The sequence below is a fragment of the Promicromonospora umidemergens genome, assembly GCF_024171995.1.
GTDB lineage: Bacteria > Actinomycetota > Actinomycetes > Actinomycetales > Cellulomonadaceae > Promicromonospora > Promicromonospora umidemergens.
The window spans coordinates 1-13979 of record NZ_JAMTCT010000043.1 but is presented as its reverse complement, the minus strand read 5'-3'; the positions used below and the strand labels follow the sequence as shown (position 1 = coordinate 13979).

The 13979-nt window shown below is 65.9% G+C and carries 16 protein-coding genes and 3 pseudogenes; 8 read left to right on the top strand and 11 right to left on the bottom strand.

The annotated features are described in order from the left end of the window. Positions 1–118, bottom strand: a pseudogene (locus tag APR04_RS29650) (AraC family transcriptional regulator); the annotation flags it as partial. Between APR04_RS29650 and APR04_RS29645 the strand changes: the two are divergent. Continuing rightward, positions 66–317 (top strand): glutaredoxin domain-containing protein, encoded by a 252-nt coding sequence (locus APR04_RS29645; protein ID WP_253878101.1) that lies wholly within the window; start codon positions 66–68, stop codon positions 315–317. The pseudogene APR04_RS29650 and the gene APR04_RS29645 overlap by 53 nt on opposite strands. 125 nt (positions 318–442) lie before the next feature. Here APR04_RS29645 and APR04_RS29640 read toward each other — a convergent pair. The 5 genes and pseudogenes from APR04_RS29640 to APR04_RS29620 all read right to left on the bottom strand — a co-directional run. Continuing rightward, positions 443–713: pseudogene (locus APR04_RS29640) on the bottom strand (CNNM domain-containing protein); the annotation flags it as partial. 109 nt (positions 714–822) lie between these two features. Beyond that, positions 823–1821, bottom strand: a complete 999-nt coding sequence (locus tag APR04_RS29635) for a TerC family protein (protein ID WP_147040078.1) — start codon at positions 1819–1821, stop codon at positions 823–825. Positions 1822–2327: 506 nt separating this feature from the next. Further along, positions 2328–2645 carry a P-II family nitrogen regulator gene (locus APR04_RS29630; protein WP_183525914.1) on the bottom strand — a complete coding sequence of 106 codons (318 nt, stop codon included), beginning with the start codon at positions 2643–2645 and terminating at the stop codon, positions 2328–2330. Beyond that, positions 2645–5107, bottom strand: a complete 2463-nt coding sequence (locus APR04_RS29625; RefSeq protein ID WP_242136438.1) for a DUF2309 domain-containing protein — start codon at positions 5105–5107, stop codon at positions 2645–2647. The genes APR04_RS29630 and APR04_RS29625 overlap by 1 nt, the downstream gene beginning before the upstream one ends. Beyond that, a complete protein-coding gene (locus tag APR04_RS29620) occupies positions 5104–6576 on the bottom strand; it encodes a proton-conducting transporter transmembrane domain-containing protein (RefSeq protein WP_253878100.1) in 1473 nt (490 codons plus the stop codon). Before APR04_RS29620 ends, APR04_RS29625 begins: the two co-directional genes overlap by 4 nt. Before the next feature lie 163 nt (positions 6577–6739). Here APR04_RS29620 and APR04_RS29615 point away from each other — a divergent pair, with 163 nt between their 5' ends. Both APR04_RS29615 and APR04_RS29610 read left to right on the top strand, forming a co-directional pair. Continuing rightward, positions 6740–7045 carry a helix-turn-helix transcriptional regulator gene (locus tag APR04_RS29615; RefSeq protein ID WP_206477558.1) on the top strand — a complete coding sequence of 102 codons (306 nt, stop codon included), beginning with the start codon at positions 6740–6742 and terminating at the stop codon, positions 7043–7045. A 62-nt stretch (positions 7046–7107) separates the two neighbouring features. Next, positions 7108–7386: a helix-turn-helix transcriptional regulator gene (locus APR04_RS29610; protein WP_147040076.1), complete on the top strand. Its 279-nt coding sequence runs from the start codon at positions 7108–7110 to the stop codon at positions 7384–7386. Positions 7387–7429: 43 nt separating this feature from the next. Here the strand turns inward: APR04_RS29610 and APR04_RS29605 are convergent, their stop codons facing one another. After that, positions 7430–7873, bottom strand: a complete 444-nt coding sequence (locus APR04_RS29605; protein WP_147040074.1) for a hypothetical protein — start codon at positions 7871–7873, stop codon at positions 7430–7432. Here APR04_RS29605 and APR04_RS29600 point away from each other — a divergent pair. The 5 genes from APR04_RS29600 to APR04_RS29580 all read left to right on the top strand — a co-directional run bounded on the left by APR04_RS29600 (position 7872) and on the right by APR04_RS29580 (position 11219). Further along, positions 7872–8072, top strand: a complete 201-nt coding sequence (locus tag APR04_RS29600) for a hypothetical protein (protein WP_147040072.1) — start codon at positions 7872–7874, stop codon at positions 8070–8072. The genes APR04_RS29605 and APR04_RS29600 overlap by 2 nt on opposite strands. A gap of 144 nt (positions 8073–8216) precedes the next feature. Then, a complete protein-coding gene (locus APR04_RS29595; protein ID WP_147040069.1) occupies positions 8217–9260 on the top strand; it encodes a TerC family protein in 1044 nt (347 codons plus the stop codon). A gap of 229 nt (positions 9261–9489) precedes the next feature. Continuing rightward, entirely contained in the window at positions 9490–9714 is a 225-nt protein-coding gene (locus APR04_RS29590; RefSeq protein ID WP_193597858.1) for a hypothetical protein, read from the top strand. A gap of 2 nt (positions 9715–9716) precedes the next feature. Then, complete coding sequence (locus APR04_RS29585; protein ID WP_206477552.1) at positions 9717–10190, top strand: hypothetical protein; 474 nt, start codon at positions 9717–9719, stop codon at positions 10188–10190. 111 nt (positions 10191–10301) lie between these two features. Beyond that, complete coding sequence (locus APR04_RS29580; protein WP_183525933.1) at positions 10302–11219, top strand: cation-transporting ATPase; 918 nt, start codon at positions 10302–10304, stop codon at positions 11217–11219. Positions 11220–11329: 110 nt separating this feature from the next. Here APR04_RS29580 and APR04_RS29575 read toward each other — a convergent pair whose 3' ends face one another. The 4 genes and pseudogenes from APR04_RS29575 to APR04_RS29560 form a co-directional block, all read right to left on the bottom strand. Next, positions 11330–11968, bottom strand: a complete 639-nt coding sequence (locus APR04_RS29575; protein ID WP_183525935.1) for an SNF2-related protein — start codon at positions 11966–11968, stop codon at positions 11330–11332. A gap of 23 nt (positions 11969–11991) precedes the next feature. Continuing rightward, positions 11992–13389, bottom strand: coding sequence for an IS30 family transposase (locus tag APR04_RS29570; protein ID WP_183525938.1), 1398 nt, complete (start codon positions 13387–13389; stop codon positions 11992–11994). A 46-nt stretch (positions 13390–13435) separates the two neighbouring features. Next, positions 13436–13624 (bottom strand): annotated as a pseudogene (locus APR04_RS29565) (DDE-type integrase/transposase/recombinase); the annotation flags it as partial. A 106-nt stretch (positions 13625–13730) separates the two neighbouring features. Then, a partial coding sequence (locus tag APR04_RS29560; RefSeq protein ID WP_301313141.1) for a group II intron maturase-specific domain-containing protein occupies positions 13731–13979 on the bottom strand: 249 nt, incomplete at its 5' end.

Sequence of the window (13979 nt, the reverse complement as noted above, 5' to 3'; positions counted from 1 at the left end):
TGCGAAGCCGTTGGACGAAGCCGAGCGGAGTGAGGTTGAGCGCCGCACGGACTCGTCGTTCGAGGGTGCGCCGGCTGGTGCCGAGCGACTGCGCGACGAAGGCGACGTTGAACGGTTCGGCACTCGATGCCAAGGGGATCCTCTACGACATCGTGGACCTCTCCGAGAACGACGCTGCGCTGGAGTACGTCAAAGAACTCGGATACTCGCAGGCCCCGGTTGTGGTCGTCGACGATCAGGACCACTGGTCCGGCTTCCGACCGGACAAGATCGAGCGCGTCGCTAAGCGAGCAATATTGCCGTCTGATGCATCATGAAAGAGAGCAAGGTCGAGCCCACGCCGCAGCGAGAAGTGGGTACTTGTGGCGTTGCTGAAAGAGGTTGGCCCCGAGATCGGGAACCTCGGCAGGGCATTTGCATCAATGTCTGGTCTGATGCATCACAGCGGAGCGACAGACGGTGCGATGGAGGTCGCACCGTAGGCGGCCGAAGCGAATCCCTGCGACGGTCACACCGATCTGCACCGCCGACAGGAACGTGTTGGGGTTGCGTGCCAGCGCGGCGGCGCGCTCACCACGCCGGCCGCGCGCGGCGATCGCGTTGACCTGGCTCTCGCGGAGGGTGACCAGCGCCATCTCGGTGCGTGCGAAGACGCCGCCGATGAGCACGAAGGCGATGACCAGCGCGATGTTCAGGGTGAGGTCGCCGTTCATCGAACGTCAAGCCCTTCGTCAGCGTACGCCCGCCGAATCGGCCGGGCGCCGGGTCTGTCGGGGTCGGGGGAGGGATCAGCGCGGTGCAGGATGCTCACGAGAGTTCCTTCTATGTGTCATCGGCTGAGACCTGCTCGGCTGGGCGGCGGTCGCCGCGGGTCTTGATGAGGCTGGCGATGGTCGCCACCGCGATCGTCCCGGCGATGAAGAGTAGCGAGAGCCAGATCGGGATCTCGGGGATCACCGTGATCGGCTCGCCGCCGTTGATGAACGGCAACTCGTTCTTGTGCAGGGCGTGGATGAGCAGCTTCACGCCGATGAAGGCCAGGATGACAGCGAGCCCCTGCGCGAGGTAGACCAGCCGCTCCAGCAGGCCGCCGATCAAGAAGAACAGCTGGCGTAAGCCCATGAGCGCGAACGCGTTGGCGGTGAAGACGATGTACGCCTCTTCGGTCAGCCCGTAGATCGCCGGGATCGAGTCGACCGCGAAGATGAGGTCGACGAAGCCGATCGCGATGATGGTGAGCAGCATCGGCGTGGCCCAGCGGCGCCCCTGCTGCACGATCGTGAGGCGGTCGCCGTGGTACTCGTCGGTCACGCGCATATGGCGGCGCACGAAGCGCATGAACCTGCCGTCGGCGGGGTTGGAGTCGCCGTGTGTGAAAGCCTGCCGGTAGGCGAGGAAGAGCAGCAGTGCACCGAATCCGTAGAACACCCACGAAAAGTTCTCGATGAGCGTCGCGCCGACGGCGATGAAGATGCCGCGGAGGATCAGTGCGATCACGATGCCGATCATCAGCACCTTCTGCTGATAGATCTTCGGCACGGCAAAGCTTGTCATCACGATGAGGAAGACGAAGAGGTTGTCGATCGACAGCGCCTTCTCGGTCAGATACCCGGCGAAGTACTCACCGCCGTACGTCCAGCCTGACACCATTCCGATGCCGACGCCGAACAGCAGCGCGAGACCGATGTAGAAGGCCGACCAGCGGGCGGATTCGCCTATGGTCGGCTCGTGGGGCTTGCGCACGTGCGCGTAGAACTCGTAGACGAAGAACGCGATCGTGACTGCGATCGTGATGATCCAGACGAGCGGGGGGATGTTCACAGCGGGGTCCTAACCGTGGCGTGAGCGGATCAGTGCCAAGGTCTTCTCCATCCTCGTGATCGAGGACCGGTGGCCCGGGATGCGGCGTGCATCCGTAATGACGAGCCGACTGTGGCGGAGTACTCCCCTTGGACTTCCAAGTATGCATGTCCTCGCCGTGTTTCCTGAACAGGTCGTGGTGGGCTTGCACGATGACGCCTTGGTGGGGAAGCCGAGGCGGGTGGCGTTGGAGAGGGCTTGTGCGCTGGTGAGGATGTGCCGGCCCGGGGCCACGGGGAAGCTGGCGGCGCGGAGTCCGAGGAGTGCTTTGCTGCGTGCGGCCTGTTGTGGGGTGAGGGTACGAGGGATGTCGCCGGCGAAGGATCCGAACTGGTCGGTGTCGATTCCTGCCGGGGCGAGAACCGCGGCGCCAAGGATTGTGCGGAACGGTCCGCGGGCGAGTTGTTCTTTGCCGTGCATGGTGGCAAACGCGATGACAGCACCGCGGTAGGGGTTCGGGGTGGGTGTCATTGGAAGTAGTCAGGTCGGCTGACGTAGGTGTCGGTGACGAACATCACGCCGCTGCAGGTGGTGAACAGTTCCCGGGCTGCGGTGATGAGCTCTTCGGCGCGCTCGGGGGGGAGGACGGTGATCAGCATGGTGAGGGTGTCGTAGTCGTTGAACAGCAGCGCACCGGAGTGTTGGCCGTGGTGGCCGATGCCCGAGACGCCGGAGACGGCGGTGTAGCCGGTGGCGCCGGCGGCGGTGATCAGGGCGCGGATCGAGGGGGCGTCGCGGCCGGGGACGACGAATTCCACCTTCGTCATTTCGGTCAGTCCGTGCATCAGCGGTTCTCCTTCTTGTGTGTGCGGGTGGGTTGGCTCGCCCAGCCGTAGCGGGTGTACCGGTGCCAGGGAGTTGTGGGGGAGGGGCGGGCAGTGAGGGTGATCCAGTCGTTGTCGAACAGGTCGCGCAGGACTTGGTTGCCGGAGATGATGTCGCCGATCCTCTCGAGCGGGGCTTGGACGATCACGCTCAGGCGAACCGGTTCGTGCAGGAGAGTGTCACCGACAGCAACGGATTGCCAGGGAAGGCCGCGGCGGAGGTCGCCGCTGTGGCCGGCGAGGACGCCGATGCCGCCGATGGCGTTGTGGATGGTTTTGGTGCCGGCGGAGAGCACGTCGGGGTTGAGGGTGGAGAAGTAGTACTGGTGGTTGATCCACTGAGCCACGATCATCGGGGCGGTCAGGATGGTTTCCAGCCCTGTCCCGTCAGGGTCCATTTCGGTGCGGTAGGAATGCAGGAACACGCGGCGGTGCAGGTTCGCACTGGCGGTCATTTCCCGGGGGCCGATGATCATGGCGGCGTTGCCTGCTAGTCCCAGTTCCGGATAGACCTCGGCCCAGTCGTGTGCGCGGGCTCTCAGCCGGGCCAGGGACTGGTGCGGGTGAGCGCCCGGGAGGGTGGTCGCCCGCTCGCGGACCAGGTGATCCGCTGCGGCCCGTGCGTGCACGATGAACTCCGCTAGTTCGGTGGCGTGGGTGTCCGGGACCAGGTGCGGGTCGAGCACGGTGATGGTGTCGGCGACGGTGTCGTGCAGCGCGGCGACGAACACCGTGTCCTCCGGGATGGTGATCCCGCGGGGGGCGAGCGCTGCCCGGACGGTGGGGTCGTTGAAGATCGCTGCGGCCGCTCGGGCGTTCACAGCGCCTGGGTTTCCGCCGCAGGCGCCGCAGTCCAACGCTGATTGGTAGAGGTTGTTGATGCTGGTGGATCTGTGTCCGGTGAGGACGATCAGCGGAGCGAACTGGTGCAGGCCCATCATCGTGACCGCCGCTTCGGCCAGCGTCACACGCTCCTCGAGACTGAAGGCATCCGAAACGGTGACCTCACTGGGGGAGGGCGGCGCGATCAGGGTTCGCCAGGTGCGGGTGAGGGTGTGGTGCAGCCCGGGGGCGAGGGTGCGGGTGAAGGTGGTGGCACCGTAGAACCAGCCGGCGGTTTCGGCCAGCGCGAACGGGGTCGCGGTTGCGTTCTCGGTGGCGTGCAGCGCGTGCGCGGCGGCGTCGAGGAATCGGAGCCCCCGGCTGCGTCGATGGGCGCGCTGGGGACTCGTGGGTGATTCGGTGACGGCGTGGCGGGGACGCAACAGGGCAGGAAGGGAGTCCACTGCCCCGCGGCCCTGGAAAGACGTGAACCGGACCGGAACGCCGAAGAACCCGGCGAATCCGAGCGTCTCCAACCCCGGGTGCGATTCCAAGTGACGGCGAACCCCTTCGGAACGCGGGTCGATACACATCACCACCTGCACCGTCGGCCGGCCGGGTGCGGCAGTGCCGTAGGTGATCGACTGAACGAGTGCGGTGCGGTAGTGGCTCTCGTAGGCCGCTTGCCAGGTGAACGGATGATCGGTGGGGGGATGCAGGATCAGAACACGGGCCACCATCGCCACCTCGGCACGGGTGGGCGACGGAGAGAGGGTGGCGGAGATCTGCTCGGCGCGCGCCCACAGTTCCTTCGCCGGGTCTGGGGGGTGGTCGCCGTCGGGTCCGGGGCGGGGCGAAAGCGGGCGCGGCGGAAGGTCGAGAGCGTGGCGGAGCGCGAGGCGGACGGCGAGGTATTCGGTGAGGTCGATGTCGCCGCTGTGCTCGGACCGCCATTTCAGGTAGCTGGTCCACCCCGGTAGCGCGGCCAGCTCTGCCGTGAGGGTCTGCACGGTGGCCCCATCAGCGACCCCGAGATGGGTGAGGGCTGCCGTCAGGGCGGGCAGAGCCTGATCGGGGAGGGAGCGGATCCGCCGTCGCGCCAGCCGGCTCAGATGCGGGTCGTGGACGGACAGGGCGTGCCAGGCGCTGTAGAACCCGTCCCGTCGGCCGGGTATCGGCCACTGCGCGTCGGGGTCCACGAAAGCGGCCACCCACTTTGTGACGTGCTGTTCAAGCGGATCCGCCGCCGACAGCGTCCTCGGAGTCGGCGGGCGACTGTCGGATCGCAGCATTTCCTCGACGAGGATCTCTGCAGCCGACCAGGCCATCCGGCCGAGCTCGAGGACAGGGAAACCGTCAAGTTCCCCGATCCGCTCGTGCAGAGCTGAGATCAGATCCGGGCGGGTGATGCGCCCCGACGCGTACTGGGCGCGATACCGAGGAAGAGTCTGGGTGAGCGTGATACCGGGTTCGTGGATGTTCTCGAATCGGGTGCTCTCGTGTGCGGCGAGCGGATTGAGTGCGATGAACGATCCGATTGGCCAGACGGCGATGACATCGTGGGCTGCTTGGGCGACATGGGCCTGGATCAGCAGACTCATGCCACGACCTCCTTCTGACGAGCGCGGACCGGTTCGATCCGGGTGGGTGGGGAGACCGTCGATTCGGCGAGGGCCCACATGTACAGGACCCTGTGCATCCCGCCGGCGGTGCGGGGGGACCTGGCCAGCCACTGCAAGCCGAGCAAGAGCGCGGCGGGGATCAGCAGCAACCAGGGCGATGCCGGCTGCATGGACGCAGCGGGACTGATCAGGGAGTCGAACAGGCCGAGGAAGGCGACGTAGAAGAATCCCAGAACCGTGAGTCCGATTCCCGCGGCCGTGAGCGTGGCTGTTGTCATGGTGCGGCGAAGTCCGGCTGCGATGGCAACAACGGCGGTGAAGGCGACGAATCCGAGCAGGGCGAGGCTCGCGGGGGTTGCTTGCGGGGCGAGCACTACCTTGGCCGCCACCAGCACCGCCACAGTCAGGGTGGTGGCGAGCAGGGCCGCCGCGACAGTGCGGGACCGGGAAGACGGTTCCGGGGCGGGCCAGGTGCGTTGTTCGGCGTGTCTGGCCACTCCGGTGCCGGCGGAAAGGAACAGAGCCGACTTATAGAGCGCGTGCGCGAGCAGGTGGAAGACGGCGGCAGCGAACGCGCCCAGCCCGACAGCCATCATCATGAAGCCCATCTGGCCGGCGGTGGAGAACACCAGCCGGCCCTTCACGTCGGGTTTGACCAGCCGGACTGCCGCGGCGTACACCAGTGTCGCCGCTCCCGCCGCGAAGATGACCAGCATCGCCACCGCAACGGGTGCGATCAGCGGGGAGAACCGGATCACCAGGATCGCGCCCGCGTTCACGACACCAGCGTGCAGCAACGCGGAGACGGGGGTCGGTGCGGCCAGCGTCGAGGGAAGCCACCGGTGGAAGGGGAACTGTGCGGATCGCCCCAGCGCCGCGACCACCAGCAGCAGCGCCACCGCGACCACCATGCCCTCCGGCAGGATCCCTGCGACCGATCCGACCTGCGCGAGACGGACATCCCCCCCGACGGCCAGCGTCAGGATCAACACCGCCACGACCAGTGGGGCGTCGGCGATCAGAAAGCTCAACCCGGCCCGCCGCACCCCTTGACGGGCCTGTGGCAGCGAGCGGTAGGTGTTCAGCAGAAAGACCAGGCAGAGACCCGCGGCGATCCAGCCGACGGTGAAGGTGACCACCGTCCCCGCGCACACCATCACCACGGTGCTGCCCGTCAACGCGTTCGCCCACACCGCGAACCATCGCTGTCGCAGGTCACCGCGCAGGTAGCGGACCGCAAACACTTGAATCACCGCGCTCAACCACAAGACCAGCATCAGCATCAGCACCGCCACCGGGTCGCCCGCCCATAGTCCACCGGACGGCGGGCGCTCACCGAGCACCGCCAACAGGCCGGTGGCGACAGCAGCGACGGCGCCTGTTCCGGTCACCCATGCTGCGGCCCGCGCCACCGTCCCGGTCGATGCGGGTAGCAACGCCGCGACCACGACAGCGACCCACGGTGCCGTCACCGCGATCGTGAACACCACGCTCCCCATCACCCGCACCCCCGACTTTTTATGTCACTGAAAACACGAAAAACATAGCACGTATTGTGATTCCGTAAATACATGTGCCGAAACGTGCGGGGCCGCACGGTAGCATGGGGCGATGGCGCAGTGGACCTTTCTCACGAATCACGCCCACGTCCTGCTGTGTGTGGCGGCCAATCCGCAGATTCTGTTGCGAGATGTGGCGACCCTGGTGGGGGTGACCGAACGGGCGGCGCAGCGCATCGTCAGCGAGCTCGAGCAGGAGGGGTACCTGACCCGGGAGCGGGTCGGACGGCGCAACACCTACCGGCTGAACCCGGACCGGCCGTTGCGGCACCCGCTGGACAGGGACCATCACATCGGTGAACTCCTGGCCATCTTTTCGGCATCTGACGCAGCCGAGCACGCACCCACCGCGGCCTGATCTCAGCCGCCGCAGATCCTGGATGGCATGCCGGTAGGCGCAGCCCTGGGAGGATGGGAGCTATGGCGGAGTGGACGTTCTTGACCCATCACGCGCACGTGTTGCTCGCGATCGCGGCTAACCATGACGCCACTGTGCGCGATATCGCCGCGGAGGTCGGGATCTCCACGCGTTCGGCGCTCACGATCCTCAACGATCTCGAGGACGCCGGATACCTGGAGCGGGAGAAGCGCGGTCGGCGCAACCACTACGTGTTGTACCAGGACCGTCCGTTGCGGCATCCTGCGAACGCCGCGCATACCGTGGGCGACCTCATCCGCGCGTTACTGGACATCCACTAAGACACGCGCGTTACCGCTCGGCTCAGCGGATGCCGGGGCGCGGTCAGTGCACGAGTGCTTTGAGAGCGATCAGCGCGAGTCCCATGCCTGCCGTCGCGGCGGCGGTGACCACCTTCACCAGGGCGGGGTCGTTGCGTTGCCGGGCCGCCCACCATCCCAATATGGCGAGGGTGACGACGCCTCCCCACAAGGAGATGTCTACGGCGGCATCCATCGATAGTCCGAGGAGCGCGGCCGCGGTCAGGCAGGCGACCGGGACGATGAGTGCCCACAGGAGTCCGGCGGAGCGTTGCAGGCCCTCGCGGACCGCTTCTCGCCAGCTCATTGCGCGGTTGCCGACGATCTCGGCGTAGACGTGTGCACCCCAGAACACCAGGACGGTGCCGATGGTGCGCGCGATCAGGACCGGCAGTCCCGGGTTGTAGAGAGAGAACGCGGAGATCAGCCCAGCGGTCAGAACGGTGCCGTAAACGGCCTCCGCGTTCATGGCCCTCGACACCCACGGGTATCGCCGCAACCCGGCATCGACGTCGAACCCCGAACCCTTCACCCGCCACCACCACTTCGCCGTGCAGCTCGACGAGCAGCCCGAAGACAGCATAGTCCTGCCAGAACACCGCGAAAGCGCCCCCAGGCTCGCCCATCTGTTGACCGTGGTTCCGGGAACTTCTCGCGAGCCGACTTGACGTGAAGCATACTTCTCCTGTTTGATGGGGCAAGAAGGGGAGTAATCCTCGCTCCGCATCGTCAATACGTTCCCGCCTCGGGATCCGGTGCGCAGGGCCGTCAGGCCGATGAGACCTTCACGAGTATTCGTGGAGGTCTTTGATATGTCAGTGCCGTTGTGGGCGTGGTTCGCCGTCCTGGGCGTGATCCTGGTGATGCTCGCCGTCGATCTGGTCGCACACCGCAAAGCCCATGTGATCGGTGTGCGGGAAGCCGCCGCGTGGTCGATCGTGTGGGTCGTGCTGGGCGTGAGTTTCGGTGTGCTCGTGTGGTCGCTGTGGGGGGCGGAATTCGGGCAGCAGTACTTCGCCGGCTACCTGATCGAGAAATCCCTCGCCGTGGACAACGTGTTCGTCTGGGCGATCATCTTCGCCGCATTCGCCGTCCCCCGCGAGTACCAGCACCGGGTGCTCTTCCTCGGCGTCCTGGGCGCCCTGATCTTCCGCGGGATCTTCATCGCCGCCGGCGCCGCACTGATCGAGAACTTCGCCTGGATCCTGTACGTGTTTGCCGCGTTCCTGATCTACACCGGATGGCGGATGTTCCGCTCCCGCAACGACCACATTCACCCCGAGAAGTCCAAGATCCTCAAGGCCTTCCGCCGGTTCGTGCCGATGACCGACGCCTACCACGGGCAGAAGTTCCTGATCCGCAAAGCCGGAATCGTGGTGGCGACGCCGCTCTTGGCGGTGCTGGTCCTGGTGGAGATCACCGACATCATCTTCGCCGTCGACTCCATCCCCGCGATCTTCGCCGTCACCTCCGAACCGTTCCTGGTGTTCACCGCCAACGCGTTCGCCATCCTGGGGCTGCGTGCGATGTACTTCCTCCTCGCCGACCTCATCCACCGGTTCATCTACCTCAAGGTCGGGCTCGCGTTCGTCCTGATCTGGGTGGGCATCAAGATGCTCCTCCTGGACGTCCTCTACATCCCGACCACCATCAGCCTCGCCGTGGTGGCCACCATCATCACCGTCTCGATCGTCGCCAGCCTCCGTGCCACCCGAGGCCAAGGACGACGTGAGGTGCAAACCGAAGCCGCCGGGGCGTTCCGCCTCGCCAGTGACGAGGAGCTCGCCGCCGCGGAGCCGGTCTTCCGCCGCCGCGGCAGAGTGCCCGCAGAACGGAAGGTGAGTTCCGATGACTGACCGTGACCCCTCGGCGGCCCTGGCCCCCGATTCCCAGCCGGTGAGGAGGGGTCGCCGAGGTTCGACGGTGGCGGTAGTTGTGTTGCCGCTGCTCGCTGTGACCGGGATTCTCGCAGTCGCGTGGACTGTCGGTGTCGGTGACCGCTGCGGCGGACCTCTGCCGGGGTGCGGGAGTCTGCGCAACGCGGGAGACAATCCGGTCACCGTGCGTGAGGTCACGGATCAATCCGTGACGGACGTTGTCGTCGCGGCGGGGCAGCGGGTCTTGCTCGGCGGCTCGAGCAACGAGCTGCACGTGGATGCGGGGCAGTGCCTCATCGTCGAGGGAGGTCCGTCCTGGGACGCCCGGACGGTGATCGACCGGACTGCTGCGGCCACCGGTGTGTTGCATCCGATTGATGACTGGGGCGCGCGTGTGCAGCTACACGACGATGCCTGCCCGGATCGGAGCTGATCGTGATCACGAAAGAACACGATCTGTGCTTGCTGCATTACGGTCAGCTCACCACCCCGATCGACCGCGTCAGCCTCGAAGCGCCCGTATGGCCCAACGATCTCCGCTCGTTCGTCGGGGACGGTGATCTGTGCGTGCACATCGCCCTGCCGCGCCAAAGAGTCCGGTGGAACGGACTGTTCACCGCGGTTCGGCTCCTCGCAGAGCGCACCGCACATGTGGGAGTACACGTGCAGCCGGAGCGGGCAGGGTTCAGCCTCGACCCGGCGGTCTTGCTGCATTCTCGCACTCGACGGCACCGCGAGATTCTCACCGCGGTGCTCGCGGATGCCGCCGCCGCGAGGGTTGAGCTGACCCCCGAGCAGGTGCGCGTCGAATCCTACTCAGCCACACGTTCTTCCCTCCGCCTCCCACCCTCCGCAGGTCGGGCACAGGCGTGGGGAGTGATGTCCGTGGCATGGCTCCCGCTCGCCTGACCTGCCACGTGATCGACCAACGTTCGCGAAGCAGGAGGGACGTCCACTCGCCCGGAAGAGGCGCACTCACGTTCCACAGAACCCCAGCACCTACCCAGAAGGAAGACGCTCATGACCCTGTTTGACCGCCTCACCGGCCTGGCCCAACGGGCACTCAACAAGACCCCCGCGCCTGCGCAGACCCCTGGCAGCGAACCGCGCGACTGGAAAAGCACACTGCGTGGTGCGGTGGGCGCGATCACCGGCGCCGCGCCCACCCCGCCTGCCCCGGGCAGCGCGCCGGCGACACCCGTCCCGCCAGCGGGACCCGGGCATCCGCTCAGCCCACCTGCCGGCGCACCCGCCGGCACTGCACCCTCGAAGACCGTCGGGCTGACCTCACCCCCGGCAAACGATCACGCGTCCGAGCGTGCCGCAGTGGCCCGCTACGAATACCTCCTACATACCGCCGAGCCTGCCCAGTTGGAGCGGATCCACGCCGATGCGTTCAGCCGACTCACTCCTGCAGAACGCAACCAAATCCAGGCGCGACTGCGGACCGAACTCCCCCTCGCAGAACAGCCCCGCACATCCCAACCGGCTGATCTTGCCCGCACCGCCACCCGCGCCGAGGCAGCTCGGCCTGGTGCTCTGGCTGGGATCCTCGCTCGTACCCCTCGAACCGGTAACGCCACCACCGGGCAGAGGGCCGGCGTGGCCGCCGCCGGTGCTGCCGGTGGGCTCTTGGTTGTCGTCGCTGCCGGCGCGATCGGAAGTACCATTGCCGCGCCTCTTCTTGCCGAAGCGCTCACCGCGGGCGTCGATTTCGATGCTCTTGCCGGCGCGATCGACCTTTCCGCGCTTGCCACGGGACTGGAGGACGTCACCGCCACAGCCACCGACTTTGCCGGCGGGGCGAGTGATCTAGCTGGCGGGGCGAGCGACCTCGCTGCCGGAGCCACAGCGGGCTTGGGCGAGAACATCAGTGGCTTCGGGGAACAGCTCTCCAACATTGACATCCCTGGCTGGGGAAACCTCTTCGGCAGATGACTGAGGCCATCACGTCATTTGACCTCGGGCTGCGACTGGGGTGGCCATCGGAGTGAATTAGTCGGCTGCGAGAGGTCGACGCTCCGCGCAACCGACCAATACTGCACCCCTCAGTATTGACTCTCCGCCAGTCGCACACATGGGCTGACTGATGACCGACGTGGTGCCCGTCGTGCTGGAACGGTTCGAAAGGAATGGCCTCCAGGTCTGGCCCATGCTGGCCGAAAACCCAGACCGGTACATATGGGATGGACTAGCCTTCGGTGCTGGAGTCCGAGGTCCTCGTCAGGCTCAAGGTAAAGACCTAGCTGATTGGCAACATCGCGGAACCGTATGTTGTAGGGCGTCGCCGTGAGCAGAAGCACCTTTGAGTTGTAGTTGCGGATGTACTCCAGGAGCGCCTTGTAGTCCTGGCGACTGTCGCTGCGCATCGTGTGCGACTCATCGACGATGACGAACTGATACCTGCCCAGGTCCGGCAACCGCTTCGCGGCCATGGAGTAGGGCACGACTGTGGCGTTGAGCTCGTACTTCTCCTTGTACTCCCACCACATCTTCTCGAGGTTCGGTGGACAGACGATGAGAGTGCGGTAGCCCTCCGCCTCGTTGAGCATCATCGCCGTCGCCGTGGCGGTGATGGTCTTGCCGAGCCCAACTACGTCTCCGAGCATGGCGCCGCCGCGGGTCATGATGCGCCGACTGAGGGTCTTGACGGCACTCTCCTGATACTCCAGCAGCTGATTCCGCATAGACGGCGGCAAGGTGGCCGTATTCAACCGGTCGTCGCAACGATTGTTTGTTGGGTCGATCGTAGTAGCTCTTCGAAGGCCTCGGCGGGGGTGCGCCAGTCGAGGATTTCTCGCGGGCGGTTGTTGATCGCGTCCGCGACGGCGGTGATCTCTGCCGCGTTCCACCGGGAGAGATCTGTGCCCTTGGGGAAGTACTGGCGTAGGAGCCCGTTGAGGTGCTCGTTGCTGCCGCGCTGCCAGGGGCTCTTCGGATCGGCGAAATAGACCGGCAGCCCGATCTCAGTCGTAAGCAACCGGTGCGCGGAGAGCTCTTTGCCGCGATCCCAGGTCAGCGAACGACGTAATGCCGCGGGTAGCGTGGAGAACGTCGCCGTGAGAGCGTTCTTCGTCGTGATCGCGCCATACCCCGCCAGCGCGGGGCCGTTCTTGCGTGGTGGGATGATCCCGTATCCGGCCTGACGTGGAAGATGAACGAGCATCGCGAATCGTGTGGTCCGATCCACGAGCGTGGCGATCGCGGAGCGCTTCAACCCGATGATGAGGTCGCCTTCCCAATGCCCTGCAGTTTTGCGATCCGTTGCCTCCTTCGGGCGTTTCGATAGCACCGTGTCTTCGGTGACGTGAGCCCATGCCTGCTGCCTGGTCCGGGCCCTTGGCATGCGCTTGGTGCGTCCTCGACGTAGATGCCAGGACCGATGCCGCTCCAGTCCGCCGCGCGCTTCGACGTAGAGGGCCTGATAGATCGCTTCGTGCGAGATCCGCATCGAAGGATCGCCGGGGAAATCGATCGGTAGCCGCTTGGCGATCTGCCGTGGACTCCACGCCGTCACCCACTCCCGGTCCCCGCGATGCGGTTTGTTCTTCCCATCCCATGCAGGCCCGACCGGTCCGATCCGTGTGCCGTCCGCAGTGAAGATGCTGCCGCTGAGCTTGTCCTGGACGTAAGTGCGCAGCGCATCGTGGGTGACGAGCTTCGCGGTCTTCGGCCTGCGCGCTCGACGCTCCGCATGCCACTGCGCCGTCGATGCCTTGTACTCGAGCCGATACGTGCGCGTGGACGCATTGCGCCGCAACTCCCGCGAGATCGTCGATGGTGCACGCCCCAAGCGTCCGGCGATCTCACGCACGCCAGCTCCTTGCGCCCGCCACAGCGCGATGTTCTCACGTTCTGGCGGCGACAGATATCGACCAGACACTGTGGGAGGCAGTTGCGGATTCACACCACCAGCGTCGCGGAACCACCGGTGCGCGACCGGCTCCGAAACACCCCCAGCGTCGCCCGCCTCGCGAGTCTTCTTCCCCGCAGCGATCGCTATCCAGAATCGCACCCGATCTTGCCGCCACGCGACCGTCGGCCGCCCAGGAGACACGATCTGCCCCCGATACGCCCGCACCTGCTTCTGCCTGTCCCACACGCTCATCCAATACCCCGATTCGCCGGTGTTGCGACGACCGGTTGAATACGGCCTGAGATCCTCTGTCGCTGTGGACCACGCAGCCGGCGACGTCGCCGCGCATCGCGACAGCGTTCTCGAGGGCCTGAACCGCCAGCCGGGACTTCATCCTCGAGTCGATCGAGTACCCGACGATCCGACCGGAGAAGACGTCCTTGATCGCGCAGAGATAGAGCTTGCCCTCACTCGTTTTGTGCTCCGTGTGAGGTCGGCCAGCGGCGCCCTGTCCCGGTCTCCCGGGGTGGGTCTCCGCTGGCCGCCTCCCGAACCGGACGTGCCCATTCCTGAGCATCCGGCTCTCCACGTGGTCATGACGTTGCGGTCGCTGCGCTGGTCCAGGGCGTTGGGATCTTCGCTCCTCGATAGCGGTATCGGGTCACGGTGACCTTCCACGCCCTGAAGAACTCGATCCCGCCGTCACGGATCTGCCAGCCAGGCAGGTGACGTCGGACCAGGGTGTGCATGTTCAGTCGGGGATGTCGTTTCTTCAACCAGCCGACGATCCGCCAGAAGGCGAATCGATCGAGGTAGGAGAACGTCGACTTGGAAACCCCGTG